We start from the raw sequence: 19,550 nt of genomic DNA on the forward strand, positions 1-19,550 counted from the left end.
CACGGACCCCGACGGACCGCCAAAACCCCGCTCACCTGTGCAAAAGCAGGTAAAAGGGTTCGCGTAGCACACGTACTATGCGCTCGCCGGTGAAACGCCGATCTTGGTTCATAACACAGGCTGTTCGATCGATTCGGTGCCGGGGCCCAATGGTGAGTCGTTCCCCTCGCCAAAGGGAGCGGCTGGTGTACCAGCCGAAGCTGGAAAGGGAATCACTTACGATATACCGGCTGGCACGGAGGGGCTTGACCCGCGAGTGATGCAGATCCGGATAATGGATCCGGTCACAACTGGCAGGATTCAGTACCCGAATGGGTATGTGGTCTATATGAACAAGGCAGGACAATCAGTGAATCCCCTGACCGGGCAGACAGTGGCTAAGTCCAGTCCCCGCAGTCACCTCCCCTTGCCATGAGCGCGGTCGAAGACCTCCTCTGGGTGCCCGGCAGAGTGTCAGGCGTTCTTGGTCCCGACATGGATCCGCTTGTTGAGAGGGACGCGCTCCAGGAGGCGCAGGTACATGACCTGCGTGTGCATGCGCTGACGTCCACGGTGGGTCTCCTGTTTGAGCTGCGGACCGCATTGCAGTTCGAATACGGAAATGCAGCTGTCCTGATTCTCCGTGGAGTACAGGAGGCTAATTGGCGCGCACTTCAAAGAGGTGGAGAGAAGACGGCCTGGAGTGTGGTCGGGAGTGAAATGCGTTCCGGATCCGGCCTTCTTGAGCTGAGTATCATGCTCTCTCCGAGTGCCTCGATCGACATTCGTGGAACGAGCGCGGAGTTCTATGTGCTTGATGTCCCGGACATCGGTGAGGTCCCGCCTGACTACTGCTCAGGTGGGGAGGGCCGTATCAGGAGTGCCTCGCGGCAGTAGGCGGCGGCGGTGTCGGCGGACGAAGGCGCCTCTTCGGTCCGAACTGTCGTTCAACGGGCTGAGACGCGGTGCGTCATCGGTCGGGTCGGCGGCGGGGCGGGCGCTGAGCGGGCCGCGGGTATGGGCTGATGGGGTGAATCGTCGCCTGGGGGCGGCCGTTTCGGCGGCCGGCAAACCCGCCCGTGGCGCCCGCCGCGACCCCGGCGCGGCTCCGGCGCGCTCTGGGGCGGAAAATGAGCCGCGTTGCTCGATATGGCCATGTTTCGAGCTATTGTGCTCACGAATGGGACTGGCTAGCCTGCGCTGCGCAGTGATCGGGCCGTCTCAGCGGGGCCCCGCCCGGCCCTGGGATCGGATACTGAAGGCCATGTCCGTTCGACAGCCGCACCATCCAATGCAGCGACTCGACGCTGCTCACCAGGAGGAGCACCATGGCTGAACAAGGGATGCCTCGAAGGCGTTTGCTCGCCGTCGGCGGAGCGGTCGGCGTGTCGGGTGCGCTTTTGACGAGTGGTCAGTCGGCTGCTCGTGGCGAGTCGCGCGCGACCGGGCAGCCGGGGAACGGTGCGACCGGAGCTCCGGCGCCCACGCGGTTCGAGGACACCGTCGACAGCGTCAGACTCATTGTGTCGCCTGCGGCGAAGGCCCCCGGCTACACCGTGGTCGTCACCAAGTCGCCCTTCCAGATCACCACACTGCGCGATCGCAAGGTGGTGTTGCAGACCGACGCGGGCTCGTCCGCGTCGTCGGGGTCCGGCCCCGCGGTCTTCCGCACGGCCCAGGGAGCGTGGGCGACCGCCACGTCCGTTACGAGCGCGCGGTGGAGCGACGGTGTGCTCGTACTGACGCTGGCGACCACCGTACCCGGCAGCACCGTGACCTACCGGATCACTCCGGCCGCTGACCGGTACCGGATGACCTGGTCGGTCCAGGGACAGGTCGCCGCGACCAAGGTGGCGAGCCATTATCTGGTCGAGTCGGCCGGTCACTGGTACGGGCAGGGCGAGGCGGTGACCGCGACCGGTGCGCCGTACATCGACCAGCCGTGGCCGTTGGACTCCGGCAAGGTCCGGGACAAGACGATGGCGCCCGCGGAGTATCTGGTCACCGAGCCGTTCTGGTTCACCCAGCGGGGCACCGGCTTGTGGGTCGACACCGAAGACGTCATGGATGTGTCCATCAACGACGCGCAGCAGGGTGTCTTCGGCTACACGCTCACCCAGAGTTCCACGATGGACGCCACCGTCTTCGTGGAACGCAACGCCAGAGACGTCTATGAGAACTACATCGGCATCACCGGCACGCCCGCCAAGAGCGACGCGTCGAGCGCGCAGTACGCCAAGCCGTTGTGGAACTCGTGGGCGCAGTTCTACTCCGCCGTCTCACAGGACTCGCTGCTGGGCTGGGCCAGGAGCCTGCACGACGCGGGAGTGCCGGGGCACACGGTCCAGATGGACGACGGCTGGATGAGCCATTACGGCGACTTCACCTTCAACAGCAAATTCCCGGCGCCGAAGGCGATGTCCGACGAGATCCACGCGATGGGGTACGACTTCGGGATCTGGGTCACGCTGTGGATCAACACCGACGCCGACAACTTCTCCTATGCCGCCGACCACGGCTACCTCCTGAAATCGAGGACCGACCCGGCCGAACCGGGCCTGGTCAAGTGGTGGAACGGCACCGCCGGCATCGTCGACATCGCCAATCCCGAGGCCCGCGCCTGGTATGTCGGGAACCTTCAGAGCCTGCGGCAGGACTACGGCGTCGACGGGTTCAAATTCGACACCCGCTTCTACGACGAGACCTGTGCGCCGTATCCCGGTCACACCGCGCTCGACTACCTCAAGCTCGGCGCGGAACTGTGCGACCAGTTCGACCTGCAAGGCGCCGGCGTACGGATCCACTGGACCGGCTCGCAGCGGTACGGCTTCGTCACCCGGCAGATCGACAAGGGAACAAGCTGGGTCTCGCTGCGCGCGGCGGTGGCGCAGAACCTCTCGATCAGTACCGTCGGCTACCCCTTCGTCGAGACGGACATGATCGGCGGTTCACTCAGCAAGGCCCCGCCTGCCAAGCAGGTGCTCGTGCGGTGGGCGCAGGCGGCGTCGCTGATGCCGCTGATGTACTCCTCCACCTCGCCGCTCGGAGTGTCCAACGCCTACGGCAGCCAGAAGTACGATCAGGAGACGGTCGACCTCTACGTCGCCGCGGTCCAGGCTCACGAACGCCTCGCGCCGTACATCGAGTCGCAGGCCGAGCGGGCGGTGCGCACCGGGGAACCGATCATGAAGCCGCTGTTCTTCAACTACCCGCAGGATGAGGCGGCCTACACGATCGCCGACCAGTGGCTGCTCGGCGACTCGCTGATGGCCGCGCCCGTTCTCACCGATCAGACGCGGCGCGACATCCATGTTCCGCCGGGCCAGTGGTACGACGTCCTGCACCGGAGGACGATCCACGGACCCGCCGAGCTGACGGGCTACGCCGCCGACCTGAGCCGGACCCCGGTGTTCGTCCTGCTGGGCACGCACGACACCGACGCCCTGATGCATGCCGTCTCCCGATGACGTGTCTCCGCGGGGGGCGCTCATCGGCGCAGTGTGGATGAGGGCCGGGCCGGTTCACCACTGGGTTTTCGCGTGCAGTTGGCCGTCGGCGTGTGTGAGCGGGTGGCCCGGTGCCGCGCCACGGCAATGAGGCCGGCCCGGAGTCGCGGGTGGGGACTTGGGCGACTCCGGGCCGGCTCGTGCGCGGGGGAGGGGGTCAGCCCTTGGCGCCCTTGGGGATTGCCTTCAGGGTGGAGAGGTCGCTGCGCAGGACGTCCTTGCAGTAGGAGACGTTGCCGGTGTTGTCGACGTACTTCGCCGAGACCCAGTTCGAGTTGTCGCGCAGCAGGTACCAGACGTCGTTGCCCGCGATGTTCTGGGCGCGGACCTTGCAGCGCAGGCCGACCTGCTGGTGGTAGCGCAGCGAGCCCTTGACGGACGAGTCCGTGCTCGGGAACTGGCGCTGGACCACGCCGTCACCGGCGACGACCGTGCCGTACGGGCGGGCCGGGGTGGCGGTCGGGGCGGCGGCCTGGGCGGCCGTCGCGCCGAGCAGCGTGGTGCCGAGTACGACGGCGGTGGTCAGCGCGCTGGCGCCGGTGATGATGCGGCCTCGGAGGGAAGGAAGAGCAGCGAATGTCGCCAAGGGACTTCTCCTGTTCCTGATGTGCAATGACACGCATGGGCACCGCTGAAAATACGCCGGACAATCTCCAACAACTAGGATAAATTGCCACGTTGAGCCGAACGTGCGCAGTCCTCACCCGTCTGCGGGTGCCGCCGCCACCCGGACGGCGGCCTGTGCGCGCAGCGGGTCCGCCGCCGGGGGGGCCGGTCCAGAGGTTCTAGAGGTGCTAGAGGTTCTAGAGGCGCTAGAGGTTGTAGCCGCCCGAGACCTCGATGGTCTGGGCGGTGACCCAGCGGGACTCGGGGGAGGTGAGGGCGGCGATCATGGGGCCGATGTCGGCGGGTTCGCCGAGGCGGCCGAGGGCGGTCTTCGCGGCGAGGGCCGGGATGACCTCGGGGAACTGGGTGAAGGCGTCGTTGGCGATGCGGGTGCGGGTGGAGCCGGGGGAGACGGCGTTGACCCGGATGCCGCGCGGGCTGAATTCCTTGGCCATGTAGCGGGTCAGGACGTCGAGGCCGCCCTTCATCGAGGCGTAGACGGAGTAGCCGGGTTCGAGGCCGGCGGACGCGGTCGAGTTGCTGCTCGTGTTGACGATGGCGCCGCCGTCGGCCATCAGGGGGAGCAGCTTCTGCGTCAGGAAGTACGGACCCTTGAGCAGGACGCGCATGAGCCGGTCGAAGGTCTCCTCGGTGGTGTCCTCGATCAGTGAGGTGAGGGAGAGACCGGCGTTGTTGACCAGGTAGTCGAAGGTGTCGCGCTGCCAGGTGTCGTGCAGTACGGCGGCCACGGTGTCGCGGAAGGCGGTGAAGGTGCCGGCCTCGCCGACGTCCAGGGGCAGGGCGACGGCTGTGCCGCCCGCCTTCTCGATGGCGGCGACGGTCTCCCGGCCGCCGGCCGGGTTGTTGGCGTAGGTCAGGATGACGCCGGTTCCGCGTTTGGCGATCTCGATCGCGGCGCTCTGTCCGATGCCGGAGCTGGCCCCGGTGACGATGGCGACGTTCATGGTGGTCCTCCAGAAGGGGTGGGCTTACGTGACCGGGTGGGCTTACGTGACCGGGCCGGATTACGTGACCGGGCGGCATCACCCGGCCGGGTGGGCCTACGCGGACAGGGCGCGGGCGAGCCAGTCGGTGCGGGTCCTGCGAGCGGTGGCCGCGATACGGGCCTGCGGGTACAGCGCGTCGAAGCCGTGGAAGCCGCCCGCCCAGACGTGGAGCTCGGCCTGGCCGCCGGCCGCCCAGATCCGGGTGGCGTAGTCGGTGTCCTCGTCGCGGAAGACCTCGGCGGAACCGGTGTCGATGTAGGCGGTCGGCAGATTCGACAGGTCGTCGGCCAGGGCGGGCGATACGTACGCGGGTACGTCGTCGCCGACGAGGCCGCCGAGCAGGCAGCTCCAGCCGAACTCGTTCATCTCGCGGGTCCATACGCCGGGTTCGTTCGCGTACTGGCGGCTGGAGGCGGTGGTGTTGCGGTGGTCGAGCATGGGGCCGATCAGCACCTGGGCGGCGATGGCCGGGGCCTGCCGGTCGCGGGCCGCCAGCGCCACCCCGGCGGCGAGGCCGCCGCCCGCGCTGGCACCCGCGACGACGATACGGGCGGGGTCGATGCCCAGCTCGGCCGCGTGCTCGGCGACCCAGAGCAGCCCCTGGTAGCAGTCCTCAACGGGGATCGTGCCGCCGGACTCCGGCGCGAGCCGGTACTCGACGGTGACCACGACGGCGCCGCACGCGTCGAGCCACTCCAGCGGAATGTCTATCTGGGAGAAGCGGTCGCCCATGACCATCCCGCCGCCGTGCATCCAGTAGACGCAGGGCGCCGCGGTGGTACGGCCGCCGGTGGCCGCGGGGCTGAAGACCGACAGCGCGATCGGTTCGCCGTCCCGGCTCGGGACGGTCACCTCGCGGCGGTCGATCGCGCGTCCTTCCAGGAGCGGTTCGACGGGCGCCGAGGAGAAGGGGCGGACCTGCGCGAGCACCTCCGGGCTGAGCCCGGACATCAGCGGCAAGTCGGCGAGCAGGTCGTGCAGTTCGGGGTCGAGGCCGGGGCGGGGCGTGGTCATGGGCGGTGCCTTTCTCAAGAGGTGGAGAGGGTGGTGGCGGCGGACTGGCGCGTCAGAAAGCGGGAGCCGGCGGATGAGCCGGTAAGCGGGAGCCGGCGGATGGGAGGTCGGAGCAGGCGGATCAGAAAGCGGCCTTGCCCCGTACCGGCACGTAATCCGTGTAGTCGGACTCCTTGGCCAGCAGCGGGCCGATCCGCGCCACGATGGCCTGCGCGGCCTCGCCGGCGAAGACGCGGTGGTGGTCCTCCTCGCTGGTCCAGCCCTCGGTGACGTGGACGACGTCCGGGTCGGAGGCGGAGCGGGAGACGAGGTAGACGACGCAGTGCTCGCTCGCGCCGGGGCTGCCCTCGTCCAGGCCGGTCAGCAGTAGCTCGACGAGCTGGTCGCTCATTCCGGCCTTGGCGGTCAGCGTGGCGTTGAAGCCGTAGTTCGCGTTCATGGAATCCTTCTTCTCTCCGTTGGAGTGCGGTGATTCCATTGAACTGCTCTGACCTGCGGAAATGTTAGAACGTTCCTCGCTCGTACTTGCACGATCCTCGCCGCCACGGGAGCCAGGGCGCGGCGGGGTGGTGCAATGGACGTATGACCCGTGAAGAACACCTGGACGAGCTGCGCGGCCTGCTGGCACGGCACGCGCCGCGCTCCGGCTGGACCACCGCCATCGACGGCGTCCTCGTCTCGAAGGTCGACCGCCCCGACCCGCCCGCCCCCTCGATGTCCGGCACGGTCCTGGCGGTCATCGCCCAGGGCGCCAAACGCCTGGCCCTGGGGGAGCGGGTCTTCGAGTACGGGGCCGGGCAGTACCTGATCGCGTCCGTGGATCTGCCGGTCACGGGACAGTTCCTCCAAGCCGACGCCGAGGAACCGGCGTTGGGGTTCGGCCTGGTCCTCGAACCGTCCGCCGTCGCCGAACTGCTGCTCCAGGCCGGGCCCGGCAACTCCCCCCGCACCGGGGGCGGTACGCCGTCGGGCATCGTCGTCAGCGACGCGCCGCCCGCGCTGCTCGACGCGGTCGTCCGGCTGCTGCGCCTGCTCGACGAGCCGCACGACCGGGCCGTCCTCGCGCCCCTCGTCAAGCGCGAGATCCTGTGGCGGCTGATCACGGGCGAACAGGGCGCGGCGGTACGGCAGTTCGGCCTGGCCGACAGCAGCCTCAGCCATGTCTCGCGCGCCGTGCGCTGGATTCGCGAGCACTACGCGCAGCCCTTCCGCGTCGAGGACGTGGCGCGGCAGTCCGGTATGAGCGTGTCCGCCTTCTACCGCAACTTCCAGGCGGTGACCGCGATGAGCCCGATCCAGTTCCAGAAGCAGATCCGGCTCCAGGAGGCCCGGCTGCTGCTCACCACCCACCCGGGCGACGTCACGGGGGTCGGGCAGCGCGTCGGCTACGACAACCCCTCGCAGTTCAGCCGCGAGTACCGGCGCCAGTTCGGCGCGCCCCCCAGCCGGGACGCCGCCCGCCTGCGCCGGACCGTCCGTACCGTCCGCACCCCGGCGGGCGTCCTCCCCTGAGCGGGGAAGCCGCCGGGCCGGGGCGCGGCGGGATGGCCCCCGGGTGAGGGCGCTCACCCCAACGGCGGCAGTCAGGGCGCCTGTTGGACCCAGGGCAGCGTGAAGGCGGCGAAGACGATGCCGCCCGTGTCGCCGATTTCGTAGAGGTCGGCGATCGAGCCGCCCTGGAGGACGGCCAGGGTGGAGTAACCGGCGGCCTTGGACTTGATGAGCGCCTGGTGGGGCCAGGTGGCGCCGTCGTCCTGGCTGACGCGGACGGTCAGTTCGGAACGGGCGGTGGAGGCGTTGTTGCTGAGGAGCGCGACCGAGGTGGTCGTGGGGGCTCCGTTCGCGCCGAGTTGGGAGGGCTGGAGGTAGGAGATCTCGTCGGCGTTGCAACCGGGGTCGACCAGGCCGGAGTTCCAGGCCGGGCCGAACGCGCTGGCGACGTCGGTCGCTCCGGCCGGGGAGGCGTCGCCCGCGGTGGCGTACCAGCGGTTGCCGCCCGCGTTGGAGCGGAGGTTCTGGACGACCTTGCCGTTGCCGCGCTGGACGACCTTGCTCTCGTTGACGCCGGTCGCCGCCGCCGGTCCCGCGTGCCAGGTGGCGCCGTGGACGTCGGAGTAGATGTCGCCCGCGTGGTCCACGCCGTTCTCGCGGTACACGATGGGCTGCACCAGCCGCCCGCTGGCCAGTTGGGTGCCGTGGCCCGAGGAGGCGAAGAGCCCGGCCCAACCGGTGCTCTTGACCTGGGGGTTGAGGTCGACGGGGGCGCTCCAGGTGGCGCCGTTGTCGGTCGAGGCGATGTAGCGGATGTGCATCGCGGTCGTGTCGGTCGCGGAGTTGGAGCCGGCCGCGGAACCGTAGTAGCCGATGCCGGGCGCCGGCGAGTAGTTGATGAAGGCGAACACCTTGCCGTTCGCGCCGACGGACCGGTCGACGAGCAGGCTGCTGTCCCCGTATCCCTCGTGCGTGGTGGGCGCGTGGGCGACGACGGCGGGCGCGGTCCAGGTGGCGCCGCCGTCGGAGCTGCGGCGCAGGGCGACTTGGATGTTGTTGCTCGCGCCGCCGAGGTCGGCGCTGCTGTCGACCCGCGCGTCGGCCATGGCGATGACGGTGCCGCTCCTGGTGACGGCCATGGCCGGGATGCGTACGGAGGCGGCGGTGCCGGTGTACGTCTCGTACGTGCTGCCGTCCGCCGAGAGCCGGTTGAGGCCGCTGATGGGCGTGGCCGGGCTGAACAGCGTCTGGGCGTTCAACCCCGGTGTGCCGGAGGCCAGTCCGCAGGTGGCGGTGCCGGATTCGGTACGGCTGTAGCCGGTCGGCGTGGTCGTGGTGAACGTGTACGGCGTGCCGTTGGCGACCGTCCAGTACAGCGAGTCGTCCGAGGCTCCGGCGGCGACGGTCCTGGTCCAGGGGGAGCCGCCGCGGCCGGGCCAGGCGACGGTGAAGGTCTGCTGGACGGGGGAGCGGTTGACCAGCGTCACGCGCAGGGCGTGAGTGGCGGGCGGTGAACCGTCGGCGGCGCGCGGGCAGTCCATGCCGACCTGGGAGCCCAGGGCTCCGTCGCAGTTCAGCGTGCCGGACAGGGTCGTGTCCAGGCCCTGGGGCGTGGTGACGCGGAAGGAGTACGCCGTGCCGCTCGCCTTGGTGAAGAACAGGTCCGAGCGGTCGCCCGCCGCGACGGCCGGCGTCCAGGTGCCGTTCCCCGGCCACGTCACGGTGAAGGTGGTGCTCGCGGCGGTCGGATTGCCGAGGGCGACCCGTATACGGCTGCTGACGCAGTCCTGGCTGACGACGGCGGTCTGGGCGCCCGGGGTGGCCGGGTACCCGGGCGTCGCCGTGGCCAGCGGTGCGGCCGCCGCCGCGACGACGACCGTCACGGGGAGCAGCGTCCGGCCGACCGCCCGCGCCGCTCCCCTCCGGCCCGATCCCCTTCGCGCTGATCGGGCGTACGGAGACACGGGCGGCACGACCGGTACGGACGGCACGGATGCCACAGACAGCACGGGTGCCACGGACGGTACGGGCACATCGGGGGAGGCGGGCGGCAACGGCGGCGGCACAGGGGACTCCTCAGCTCGCGGCGGACACCGCGCTCGACAGGACGTACCTCAGGTCTGACACCTGACGAACGACATCAGATGTCTGCTGTCGAGAGACCCTAGGGCCGCGGTCCGACCCCGTCAAGATCCGGAGCGCCGCCTCGGCGCGATGACCGCACGCTCCCGTGCCTCCGGCGTCCCCGCCTTCCCCTCCGCCGCCGCCCGCGCCTCGGCGATCCGCCGCCGGACCGGCGCGTAGTGGTCGGAGACGGCCGCGGCGAAGGCCGCCGCGTCCCGGTCGCGCGCGGCCTCCACGATCCGGTGGTGGTGGTGGACGGTCTCCACCTCCTCCGCCCTGCTGATCCCGGTGAGCTGCGGGGCCACGACGATGTAGACGTCCCAGAACGCCGCCGAGAGCTGGCCGATCAGTTCGTTGCCGAGCGGCGCGACCAGAAGGGCGTGGAAGGCCCGGTCGGCCTCGACGAAACCGGTCCCGTCGCCGCTGCCGGACGCGTTCATGTCGTCCACCAGCGCGGCGAGGGCGTCCAGGTCGGCGGAGTCGAGCGCGGCCACGATGCGGTCGGCCATGCCGCGCTCGAACAGCTCGCGCATGTCGGCCAGCTCCAGCATGAGCTGCATGTCGTCGTCGCGGTCGAGCATGCCACGGAACGTGAGGCTTTCCACGAGCGCGGACAGTCCGAGGCGGCCGACGTAGGTGCCGTGCCCCCGGCGCACCTCCACGATGTCGAGGACGTCGAGGGTCTTCACGGCCTCGCGGACGCTGGAGCGGCTGGCGTCCAGGGCCTCGCACAGCTCGTTCTCGGTGGGCAGGACGTCCCCCGGACGGAGCCCATTGTCCAGGATGTAACGTTTGATGCCCTCGCTGACCTCGTGCATCAGCAGGCGACGACCCCGTCCGTTGCCCGCATCGCGAGTTCCGTCCACCTCTTGACCCCTCTCGTTCCAACGACTACGGTCCAACCCTATCAGCCATCAGACATCTTATGTCTGATGTTGCACAGAGTGGTCGTCCCACCGGCATACTCTGGCCGCCCGCGCCCCACTCCCGCCCGCGGAACCGCCCTCCCGGCGCCCGCGGCGGCCCGGCCGGGCACACACCACCGGCCGGGCATACGACGGCCGCACCGCTGGCCGGGCACGCGACGGCCGCACCACCGGCCGGGCACGCGACGGCCGGTCCGCAGTCCGCCGGGCCCCGCGACCGGCTTCCGCTTCGCCCGTCTCCACCGTCCACCTCATTCCTGCTCACCCCTGCCCGGAGGTTCCCCGTGTCTTCTCGACGGACACCCGCCAGAGTCGATCGCCGCGCATTCCTGCGGTACACCGGCGCGGTCGGCGCTGCCGCCGCCTTCACCGGCGCCCTCGCCGCGTGCGGCGGACCCTCCTCGACCAACGCCCCCGACTCCGCGGCCAGCAAGGGGACCGGCGGCGGGACCGGCGGCGCCACCATCACGGCGGGGATCTCGTACGCCCTGTCCACCGGCTTCGACCCGATGACCTCCTCCGGCGCCACCCCGGTCGCGGCCAACTGGCACATCTTCGAGGGTCTGGTGGACCTCAACCCGGTCTCGCTCACCGCCCGCCCCGCCCTCGCCACGGCGCTGCCCGTCCAGGTCGGCCCGACGACGTACCGCGCCACCCTGCGCGACGGGGCCACCTTCCACGACGGCTCCCCGGTCACCGCCGATGACGTGGTCTTCAGCTTCGAGCGCATCCTCGACCCGAAGAACGCCTCCCTGATGGCGCAGTTCCTGCCCTTCCTGCGCTCCGCGCGGGCGGTGGACGCCCACACGGTCGAGTTCGCGCTGAAGTACCCCTTCGCGCTCTTCCCCTCCCGCATATCCGTCGTCAAGATCGTGCCGAAGAAGATCGTCCAGGCCGACGAGAAGGGCTTTGACGCGAAGCCGGTCGGCTCCGGACCGTACGCGCTGGTGTCGGCCACCCGCGAGGACAAGATCGTCTTCAAGAAGTACGCGCGGTACAACGGGCGCTACCCGGCCAAGGCCGAGGCGATGACCTGGAATCTGCTCTCGGACGCCTCCGCGCGGGTCAGCGCCGTGCAGTCCGGCCGGGTCGCGGCCATCGAGGACGTGCCGTACATCGACATGGCCGGCCTCAAGCGCAAGGTCACCGTCGAGTCGGCCGCGTCCTTCGGCAACCTCTTCCTGATGTTCAACTGCGCGAAGAAGCCGTTCGACGACCAGCGGGTGCGCCAGGCCCTGCACTACGCGCTGGACACCGACAAGATCATCGCCACCGCCATGTCGGGCCAGGCCACCCCGGCCAGCGGCTACCTCCAGCCCAGCCACCCCGACTACGTCAAGGCCGCCACGGTCTACGGCCACGACCCCGCCAAGGCCAAGGCGCTGCTCCGGGCCGCGGGCGTCAGCGACCTGAAGGTGACCGTCCTGACCACCGACACCTCCTGGGTGCAGGACATCGCCCCGCTGGTCAAGGAGAGCTGGGACGCCGTCGGCGTCAGGACCACGCTCAGCATCGGCCAGTCCTCCGCCCAGTACGCGAAGATCGACACCGGCGACTTCGACCTCCTCGTCGCCCCGGGCGACCCCTCGGTGTTCGGCAACGACGTCGACCTGCTGATGCGCTGGTTCTACGTCGGGACCTGGCCCGAGACCCGCTACCGCTGGTCGGGCACCGCCCAGGGCAAGCAGGTCGTCTCGCTGCTCGACCAGGCCGCCCGCACCACCGACGACGCGACCCGTACGAAGCTGTGGTCCCAGGTCACCGACATCGTCGCCGAGCAGGCGCCGCTCTACCCGATCCTGCACCGCAAGCTCCCGACCGCGTGGGACGGGCACGCGCTGGCCGGCTTCAGCCCCGTGCCCACCACCGGTCTGTCGTTCCTCGGCGTGTCCCCGGCGTGAGCCGCCAGGACCGGGGCCCGCGCGCCCGGTGCGTGAGCGCCTCGTACCTCCCGCGTACGAGCCGCCCGCGCTCCCCGCGCGGGTCCCGGACCCGCCAGTCGTCCAGGACCTACTGCTAGGAACGCCCGATGTTCGCTTTCCTTCGGCTCGCGCTGCGCCGCGTGGCGATCATGCCGGTGATGATCCTCGGCATCACCTTGCTGGTCTTCGTCGTGCTCCAGTTCTCTCCCGTGGACCCCGCCTACAACGCCCTGGGGGAGAACTCGACGGCCGCCGCCCGCGCGGCGTTCGCGCACGCCAACGGGCTCGACGACCCGCTGCCCGTCCGCTACGCGCACTTCCTGAACCAGTTGCTGCACGGCGACCTCGGAGTGACCGTGCCGCCGAGCCAGCCGGTGGTCGACCGGATCACCGTCGCCTTCCCGCTCACCTTGCAACTGACGCTGCTGGGGCTGCTGATCGCGATCGTCCTCGCCGTCGCGCTCGGCGTGGTCGGCGCGGTGTACCGGGACCGCTGGCCCGACCACGTCTTCCGCGTGGTGTCGATGGCCGGTGTCGCGGTGCCCTCCTTCTGGCTGGGCGTGCTGCTGATCCAGCGGTTCGCCCTGGACAGTTCGCTCTTCCCGACCGGCGGATACGTCAATCCCGGTGACTCCTTCACCGGTTGGCTGCGCTGCATGACGCTCCCGGCGGTCTCGCTCGCGGTCCCGGTCGCGGCCTCGCTCGCCCGGCTCATCCGCACCTCGATGGTCACCGAACTCGACCGCGACTACGTCCGCACGGCCACCGGCAACGGCCTGCCACGGCTGCTGGTCATCCGGTCCGTGCTGCGCAACGCGCTGGTCACCCCGCTCACCGTGCTGGGCGTCAAGGTCGGTTACCTGCTCAGCGGCGCCGTCGTCATCGAGACGATCTTCGACCTTCCCGGCATGGGCAAGCTCATCCTGGAGGGCGTCACCGGCGGCGATGTGGCCCTGGTGCAGGGGACCGTCCTGATGATCGCGCTCGCCTTCCTGGTCGTCAACGTCGTCGTCGACCTGCTCTATCTGCTGGTCAACCCGCGCATCAGGACGGTGTGAGATGTTCCTGTTCACTGGCCCCCAACGCGTCGTCGCCAAGCTGTCGCGTCCCGGCATCCGTTTCCGCGCGCTGCCGCTCGCCGCACGGATCTCGCTCGTCGTCCTGGCCGTCGTGGTCCTGGCCGCGGTGTGCGCGCCGCTGGTCGCGGACAATCCGCTGACCACCGGCATACCCGTCCAACCCCCCGGCTCCCGGCACTGGTTCGGCACCGACCGGATCGGCCGGGACATCTTCGCCCGGGTCGTCTACGGCGCCCGCTACTCGCTGGTGATCGGCCTCGGCTCCACGGCCGTCGCCGTCGTCGTCGGCGCGGTCCTCGGTTCGCTCGCGGCCACCTCGCCCAAGTGGGGCGACGAGTCGGTGATGCGGGTGCTGGACGTCGTCATGTCCTTCCCGCCGATCGCGCTCGCCGCCGTCCTGGTCACCGTCTTCGGCTCCAGCGTGCCCGTCCTGATCTTCACCATCGCCGCGGTGTACGTCCCCTCGCTCGCCCGCGTCGTACGGGCCAACGTCCTCGCGCAGTACGGCGAGGACTACGTCGCCGCGGAGAAGGTCATCGGCGCCCGTCGCGCCTACATCGTGCTGCGGCACGTGGCCGTCAACTGCGCCGCGCCCGTCATGGTCTTCGCCACCGTGCTGGTCGCCGAGGCGATCATCTTCGAGGCGAGCCTGTCCTTCATCGGCGCCGGGGTGAAGGACCCCGAGCCGAGCTGGGGCAACGTGCTCTCGTACGGGCGGCAGATCCTGCTGTCCGGCGGATGGTGGGCCACCCTCTTCCCCGGCCTGGTGCTGCTCGTCACCGTACTGGCCCTGAACATCCTGTCCGAGGGACTGACCGACGCCTCGGCGGCGCCGGGAGCGGCGGCCGGAGCGGCGCCGGAGGCCGTACCCGCGGCGGCGGCCGTATCGGGGGCGGCCGTACCCGCGGCCGCGGCCGGAGTCGCCCCCGCGGCCACCGCCTCCGGTACGGACCGCCCGGCCGGTGACACCGCGCCGCAGGACACGCCGCTTCCCCGCCGGACGCGGGCGGACGACGACGAACGGGCCGCCGCCGTACAGCGCAGCCTCGTCCTGCTCGCCGAACGCATGACGCGGAATCCGCCGCCGCTCGCGGCGGTGCCCGCCACCGCCGCGGAACTGCTCTCCATCCGGGACCTGTCGATCCGCTTCCCCGACCGCTACGGCGACGTGCCGGTGGTCGACGGCATCTCGCTCACCGTCAGGGAGGGCGAGACCCTCGGTCTGGTCGGGGAGTCCGGCTGCGGCAAGAGCATCACGAGCCTGGCCGTCATGGGCCTGCTGGCCCGCAACGCGCGGGTGAGCGGTGCCATCGACTACCGCGGCGAGGACCTGCTCGGCATGTCGCCCCGCCGCCGCAGGGTGCTGGCGGGGCCCGAGATCGCCATGGTCTACCAGGACGCGATGTCGTCGCTGAACCCGTCGGTCCTCATCGGCCGCCAGCTCAAGCAGCTCACCTCGCGCGGCGGCACGCAGAGCCCGGCGGAACTGCTCGAACTCGTCGGCCTCTCCCCGGAACGCACGCTGCGCAGCTACCCGCACGAGCTGTCCGGCGGCCAGCGGCAGCGCGTACTGATCGCCATGGCGCTGTCCCGCAGCCCCCGGCTGCTCATCGCCGACGAACCCACCACCGCGCTCGACGTCACCGTCCAGGCGCAGGTCGTCGAACTCCTCACCCGGCTGCGCGACGAACTGGGATTCGCGATGATCCTGGTCTCGCACGACCTCGCGCTGGTCAGCGGGCTCGCCCACCGGGTGGCGGTGATGTACGCGGGGCAGGTCGCCGAGACCGGCGACACCCGGGCGCTGCTGTCCGACCCCGCCCACCACTACACCCGCGGCCTGCTCGGCTCGGTCACCTCGCTGGAGGCGGGCGCCGAGCGGCTGCACCAGATCAGCGGCGTGGTGCCCGCGCCGCGCCAGTTCGGCGCCGGATGCCGCTTCGCCTCCCGGTGCGGCGCGGCCACCGAGGTGTGCGGGACCCGCGCCCCCGAGCTGACGGGGCGGCCGGCCCCGGCGACGGACCCGCGCGCCGCAACCGCCGTGTCCCCCCTGCCCGCCGCGGCGCACGGCGTCGCCTGCCACCACGCGGCCGAACCCGTACTGCTGCAAAGGAGCGGACGATGATCCGCGTCGAAGAGGTCCACGTCAGGCACCGGGCGCGCGGCGGCGGCCTGTTCCGGCACGACGCCGTGCACGCGCTGACCGGGGCGTCGCTGACGGTGGAGCGCGGTGAGATCGTCGGCCTGGTCGGTGAGTCCGGCTGCGGCAAGTCGACGCTGGCGCGGGTGCTGACCGGTCTGCAACGGCCGACCGAGGGCCGGGTCATGTTCCGCGACGAGGATCTGTGGGAGCTGCCGGCGGCCAGGCGCCGCCAGGAGTTCGGCGCGTCCGTCGGCGTGGTCTTCCAGGACCCGTCCACCGCCCTCAACCCGCGGATGCCGGTCGGCCGCATCCTGCGCGACCCGCTGGACGTGCACCGGCGCGGCACCCCGCGCGCCCGCGAACAGCGGGTGACGGAACTGCTGGAGCTGGTGGGCCTGCCCGGGCACACCCGGCAGGCGCTGCCGGGACAGCTCTCCGGCGGGCAGCGCCAGCGGGTCGCCATCGCCAGGGCGCTCGCGCTGGAACCCGAGCTGATCGTCGCCGACGAACCGACCAGCGCCCTCGACGTCTCGGTCCGCGCGCAGGTGCTCAACCTGCTGATGGACCTGCGGTCCCGGCTCGGCCTCGGCATGGTCTTCATCTCGCACGACATCCAGACGGTGCGCCACCTGTCGGACCGGCTCGCGGTCCTCTACCTCGGGCGGATCGTGGAGGAGGGCCCGGCCGCCCAGGTGTCGGCCGCGCCCGCCCACCCGTACACCCAGGCGCTGTTCTCCGCCACACCGAGCCTGCTGGGGACCACCGAGCGGATCGTGCTCAACGGCCCCGTGCCGTCGGCCACCCACCCGCCCTCCGGCTGTCCGTTCCGCACCCGGTGCTGGAAGGCGGACGACACCTGCGCGACCGCCTTCCCCGCCGCCACGCGGGACGGCGACCACCAATGGCACTGCGTACACCCCAGGACCACCGCGGCGGCGACCGCCGCGCACCACGGCACAAGGAGCACTTCGTGATTGCCCGTACACCCCGGTTCTCCGGCGTCGTCCCGCCCGTCGTCACCCCGCTGACCGACGACGGCGCGGTGGACGTCGCGTCGCTGGAGCGCGTGGTCGGCCACCTCATCGGCGGCGGTGTCGACGGCCTGTTCGCGCTGGGGAGTTCTGGCGAGGTCGCCTATCTCACCGACGAGCAGCAGGAGACGGTGCTCGACGTGGTGGTGAAGACCGCGGGCGGCCAGGTGCCGGTGCTGGCGGGCGCCATCGAGACCACCACCAACAAGGTGCTGGAGCGCGCCCGTACCGCCGTCGCGCGCGGCGCCAGCGCGGTCGTCACGACCGCCCCCTTCTACACCCGCACCCATCCCACCGAGATCGACCGGCACTTCCGGACGGTCGCGGCCGCGATCGAGGTGCCGGTACTCGCCTACGACATCCCGGTCTGCGTCCACAGCAAGCTCTCCCGGCAGCTGGTCGGCGCACTTGCCGCCGACGGGGTGCTGGCCGGGGTCAAGGACTCCAGCGGCGACGATGTGACATTCCGTCAACTCATTCTCGACACCAGGGACGTGCCGGACTTCGCGCTGCTCACCGGGCACGAGGTCGTCGTGGACGCGATGCTGCTCGGCGGCGCGCACGGCTCGGTCCCCGGCCTCGGCAACGTCGACCCGCACGGCTACCGGCGGCTGCACGACGCCGCGGCGCGCGGCGACTGGACGGCGGCCCGCGCCGAACAGGACCGGCTGGCCCGGCTCTTCGACATCGTCGCCGTCGCCGACCCGGCCACCGCGTCCGGTACGGCGTCCGGCCTCGGCGCGTTCAAGACCGCGCTGACGCTGCTCGGCGTCATCGCCCGCAACACCGTCAGCCCGCCGATGCGCCCGCTCACCGACGCCGAGACCGGCCGTATCGGCGCGATCCTGGAGCAGGCGGGCCTGCGATGACGCTGCTCGCCGGAGTCGACATCGGCGGGACCAAGACGGCGGCCGCCCTGGTCACCCCCGAGGGCGTGCTGCTCGACCGCGCCACCCTGCCCACCCCGGCGCGGCAGGGCCCGGCCGCCGTGCTGGACACCGCGGCCCGCGCGGTGACCCTGCTCGGCAGGCCCGTGGACGCCGTCGGCGTCGGCAGCGCGGGCGTCATCGACCCCGGTACCGGCCGGGTACGGTCGGCCACGTCCGCGCTCCCCGGCTGGGGCGGCACCGACCTGCGCGGGCTGCTCGCCGCCCGGCTCGGCCTGCCGGTCGGCGTCGACAACGACGTCAACGCCCATGCGCTCGGCGAGCATTGGCGCGGCGCCGCCGCCGGGCACGCCTGCGTGCTGCTCCTCACGGTCGGCACCGGCGTCGGCGGCTGCGTCCTGATCGACGGACGCGTCCACCACGGCGCCGGTGGCGCGGCGGGCGAGGCCGGTCACCTGCCGGTGCCCGCCGCGGCTGGGCTGCCCTGCCCCTGCGGGGGCGTCGGACACGTGGAGGCCGCGGCGTCCGGACCGGCGATGACGGCGGCCTACCGCGAACTGGCGGGCGCACGGCCCGGATACGGGACGGGCGCCGCGCCCGCGACCCTCCGTCTCGTCAACTCCCTCGCGTACGAAGGCGATCCGACGGCGCTCACCGTCCTGCGCGCAGGCGCCACCGCGCTCGGCGAAGCCGTCGGCGGCCTCGTCAACGTCCTGGCCCCCGACCTCGTCCTCCTCGGCGGCGGGGTGAGCCGCTGCGGACCCGTCTGGTGGGACACCCTGCGGACGACCGTCGCCTCCCACCTGGTCCCGGCCGTCGCCGGGACCCCGCTGCGGGCGGGCTCGCTCGGCGACGACGCCGCGCTGTACGGGGCCGCGCTCCTGGGACGGGAGGCGCTGGCGTGAACGGCCGTGAAGGTCAACCGACTTCGGGCGGTCGGCCCACGTCGGCCGCCGACCCCGGCGGCGTCCTGGAACGGCTGCGCGGCCGGCTCGTCGTCTCGTGCCAGGCGTATCCGGGGGAGCCGCTGCGCGACCCGCTGATCATGCGTCAGATGGCGCTCGCGGTCAGGGAAGGCGGCGCGGCCGGTATCCGGGCGCAGGGCCTCGACGACCTGCGCGCGATCCGCGCGGTCACCGACGTCCCCCTCATCGGCCTCTGGAAGGACGGCACTTCGGGCGTCTACATCACCCCGACCGAGCGGCACGCCCTCGCCGTCGCCGCGACCGGCGCGGACATCGTCGCGGTCGACGCCACCTTCCGCCCGCGCCCCGACGGCGAGACCCTGGAACGTACCGTCACGGCCGTGCACCGCGCGGGCCGCCTGCTCATGGCCGACGTCTCCAGCTACGAGGAGGGCGTCGCGGCGGCGGACCTCGGCGCGGACCTGGTCGGCACCACGCTGTCCGGCTATACGGGCAGCGGCCCGCACCCGGACGGTCCCGACCTCGCCCTGGTCGCCCGCCTCAGCGCGGACCTGTCGGTCCCCGTCGTCGCCGAGGGCCGTGTCCACACCCCCGCCCAGGCCCGGTCGGCCCTCGCCGCGGGAGCCTTCACGGTCGTGGTCGGCACCGCGATCACCCACCCGACGACGCTGACCCGGTGGTTCGCCGAAGGGCTCGGAGCACAGCGGCAGTTGGGGTGAAGGCCCTCTGCCGCGACGGCGCCCCCCCGGAACTCTCGGAGGGCGCCGTCGCCGCGTCGGCCGGGCCGGGTGCCTGGAACGGGTACGAGTTCAGCACCAGCGTCGCCGTGTCCGGCTTGTCGGGGCTGGTGAACGCGTCGACATCGGCGATGTTCGCCGCCGGGTCGGCCGCGACGGACGGGGAGCCGAT

General features: G+C 71.3%; 17 protein-coding genes. 10 read left to right on the forward strand and 7 right to left on the reverse strand.

The genetic code is table 11. The features are described from left to right. Positions 1-411: 411 nt before the first annotated feature. Together ACIP4Z_RS19910 and ACIP4Z_RS19915 are read left to right on the forward strand one after the other, a co-directional pair. Complete coding sequence (locus ACIP4Z_RS19910; protein WP_401309749.1) at positions 412-876, forward strand: hypothetical protein; 465 nt, start codon at positions 412-414, stop codon at positions 874-876. Positions 877-1,502: 626 nt separating this feature from the next. Further along, entirely contained in the window at positions 1,503-3,446 is a 1,944-nt protein-coding gene (locus ACIP4Z_RS19915; protein WP_401309752.1) for a glycoside hydrolase family 31 protein, read from the forward strand. 196 nt (positions 3,447-3,642) lie between these two features. Here ACIP4Z_RS19915 and ACIP4Z_RS19920 read toward each other — a convergent pair whose 3' ends face one another. The 4 genes from ACIP4Z_RS19920 to ACIP4Z_RS19935 form a co-directional block, all read right to left on the reverse strand. After that, positions 3,643-4,071 (reverse strand): SH3 domain-containing protein, encoded by a 429-nt coding sequence (locus ACIP4Z_RS19920; protein WP_355336303.1) that lies wholly within the window; start codon positions 4,069-4,071, stop codon positions 3,643-3,645. 226 nt (positions 4,072-4,297) lie between these two features. After that, positions 4,298-5,056, reverse strand: coding sequence for an SDR family NAD(P)-dependent oxidoreductase (locus tag ACIP4Z_RS19925; RefSeq protein WP_401309756.1), 759 nt, complete (start codon positions 5,054-5,056; stop codon positions 4,298-4,300). 96 nt (positions 5,057-5,152) lie between these two features. Further along, positions 5,153-6,112: an alpha/beta hydrolase fold domain-containing protein gene (locus ACIP4Z_RS19930; RefSeq protein WP_391042877.1), complete on the reverse strand. Its 960-nt coding sequence runs from the start codon at positions 6,110-6,112 to the stop codon at positions 5,153-5,155. Between the two features lie 121 nt (positions 6,113-6,233). Next, the gene (locus tag ACIP4Z_RS19935; RefSeq protein WP_355336309.1) at positions 6,234-6,551 is read right to left on the reverse strand and encodes an antibiotic biosynthesis monooxygenase; all 318 of its coding nucleotides are present in this window, start codon (positions 6,549-6,551) and stop codon (positions 6,234-6,236) included. 143 nt (positions 6,552-6,694) lie between these two features. Between ACIP4Z_RS19935 and ACIP4Z_RS19940 the strand changes: the two genes are divergently transcribed. Then, positions 6,695-7,624 carry an AraC family transcriptional regulator N-terminal domain-containing protein gene (locus ACIP4Z_RS19940; RefSeq protein WP_401309761.1) on the forward strand — a complete coding sequence of 310 codons (930 nt, stop codon included), beginning with the start codon at positions 6,695-6,697 and terminating at the stop codon, positions 7,622-7,624. A 71-nt stretch (positions 7,625-7,695) separates the two neighbouring features. Here the strand turns inward: ACIP4Z_RS19940 and ACIP4Z_RS19945 are convergent, their stop codons facing one another. Both ACIP4Z_RS19945 and ACIP4Z_RS19950 read right to left on the reverse strand, forming a co-directional pair. After that, positions 7,696-9,486, reverse strand: coding sequence for an exo-alpha-sialidase (locus ACIP4Z_RS19945; RefSeq protein ID WP_401309764.1), 1,791 nt, complete (start codon positions 9,484-9,486; stop codon positions 7,696-7,698). A gap of 303 nt (positions 9,487-9,789) precedes the next feature. Further along, positions 9,790-10,545 carry an FCD domain-containing protein gene (locus tag ACIP4Z_RS19950; protein WP_355336437.1) on the reverse strand — a complete coding sequence of 252 codons (756 nt, stop codon included), beginning with the start codon at positions 10,543-10,545 and terminating at the stop codon, positions 9,790-9,792. Positions 10,546-10,937: 392 nt separating this feature from the next. Between ACIP4Z_RS19950 and ACIP4Z_RS19955 the strand changes: the two genes are divergently transcribed. From ACIP4Z_RS19955 to ACIP4Z_RS19985, 7 genes are all read left to right on the forward strand, one after another. Further along, positions 10,938-12,554: an ABC transporter substrate-binding protein gene (locus tag ACIP4Z_RS19955; protein ID WP_401309767.1), complete on the forward strand. Its 1,617-nt coding sequence runs from the start codon at positions 10,938-10,940 to the stop codon at positions 12,552-12,554. A gap of 128 nt (positions 12,555-12,682) precedes the next feature. Further along, complete coding sequence (locus tag ACIP4Z_RS19960) at positions 12,683-13,633, forward strand: ABC transporter permease (RefSeq protein WP_355336316.1); 951 nt, start codon at positions 12,683-12,685, stop codon at positions 13,631-13,633. A gap of 1 nt (position 13,634) precedes the next feature. Then, positions 13,635-15,779 carry a dipeptide/oligopeptide/nickel ABC transporter permease/ATP-binding protein gene (locus ACIP4Z_RS19965; protein WP_401309770.1) on the forward strand — a complete coding sequence of 715 codons (2,145 nt, stop codon included), beginning with the start codon at positions 13,635-13,637 and terminating at the stop codon, positions 15,777-15,779. After that, positions 15,776-16,771, forward strand: coding sequence for an oligopeptide/dipeptide ABC transporter ATP-binding protein (locus tag ACIP4Z_RS19970; protein ID WP_401309772.1), 996 nt, complete (start codon positions 15,776-15,778; stop codon positions 16,769-16,771). The genes ACIP4Z_RS19965 and ACIP4Z_RS19970 overlap by 4 nt, the downstream gene beginning before the upstream one ends. Then, positions 16,768-17,697 carry a dihydrodipicolinate synthase family protein gene (locus ACIP4Z_RS19975; RefSeq protein ID WP_401309775.1) on the forward strand — a complete coding sequence of 310 codons (930 nt, stop codon included), beginning with the start codon at positions 16,768-16,770 and terminating at the stop codon, positions 17,695-17,697. Before ACIP4Z_RS19970 ends, ACIP4Z_RS19975 begins: the two co-directional genes overlap by 4 nt. After that, complete coding sequence (locus ACIP4Z_RS19980; protein WP_401309778.1) at positions 17,694-18,620, forward strand: ROK family protein; 927 nt, start codon at positions 17,694-17,696, stop codon at positions 18,618-18,620. The genes ACIP4Z_RS19975 and ACIP4Z_RS19980 overlap by 4 nt, the downstream gene beginning before the upstream one ends. Beyond that, on the forward strand, positions 18,617-19,360 hold the full coding sequence (locus ACIP4Z_RS19985) for an N-acetylmannosamine-6-phosphate 2-epimerase (RefSeq protein ID WP_401309781.1): 744 nt from the start codon (positions 18,617-18,619) through the stop codon (positions 19,358-19,360). Before ACIP4Z_RS19980 ends, ACIP4Z_RS19985 begins: the two co-directional genes overlap by 4 nt. Here ACIP4Z_RS19985 and ACIP4Z_RS19990 read toward each other — a convergent pair. Further along, entirely contained in the window at positions 19,293-19,550 is a 258-nt protein-coding gene (locus ACIP4Z_RS19990) for a hypothetical protein (protein WP_401310125.1), read from the reverse strand. The genes ACIP4Z_RS19985 and ACIP4Z_RS19990 overlap by 68 nt on opposite strands.

The organism is Streptomyces sp. NPDC088910, assembly GCF_044749865.1.
GTDB lineage: Bacteria > Actinomycetota > Actinomycetes > Streptomycetales > Streptomycetaceae > Actinacidiphila.

What these genes read in the sequence shown, in the direction of transcription:
- ACIP4Z_RS19935 (WP_355336309.1), bottom strand. Translation starts at nt 6,551, where the DNA reads ATGAACGCGAACTACGGCTTCAACGCCACGCTGACCGCCAAGGCCGGA.
- ACIP4Z_RS19930 (WP_391042877.1), bottom strand. Translation starts at nt 6,112, where the DNA reads ATGACCACGCCCCGCCCCGGCCTCGACCCCGAACTGCACGACCTGCTC.
- ACIP4Z_RS19925 (WP_401309756.1), bottom strand. Translation starts at nt 5,056, where the DNA reads ATGAACGTCGCCATCGTCACCGGGGCCAGCTCCGGCATCGGACAGAGC.
- ACIP4Z_RS19910 (WP_401309749.1), top strand. Translation starts at nt 412, where the DNA reads ATGAGCGCGGTCGAAGACCTCCTCTGGGTGCCCGGCAGAGTGTCAGGC.
- ACIP4Z_RS19980 (WP_401309778.1), top strand. Translation starts at nt 17,694, where the DNA reads ATGACGCTGCTCGCCGGAGTCGACATCGGCGGGACCAAGACGGCGGCC.
- ACIP4Z_RS19960 (WP_355336316.1), top strand. Translation starts at nt 12,683, where the DNA reads ATGTTCGCTTTCCTTCGGCTCGCGCTGCGCCGCGTGGCGATCATGCCG.
- ACIP4Z_RS19940 (WP_401309761.1), top strand. Translation starts at nt 6,695, where the DNA reads ATGACCCGTGAAGAACACCTGGACGAGCTGCGCGGCCTGCTGGCACGG.
- ACIP4Z_RS19950 (WP_355336437.1), bottom strand. Translation starts at nt 10,545, where the DNA reads ATGCACGAGGTCAGCGAGGGCATCAAACGTTACATCCTGGACAATGGG.
- ACIP4Z_RS19965 (WP_401309770.1), top strand. Translation starts at nt 13,635, where the DNA reads ATGTTCCTGTTCACTGGCCCCCAACGCGTCGTCGCCAAGCTGTCGCGT.
- ACIP4Z_RS19970 (WP_401309772.1), top strand. Translation starts at nt 15,776, where the DNA reads ATGATCCGCGTCGAAGAGGTCCACGTCAGGCACCGGGCGCGCGGCGGC.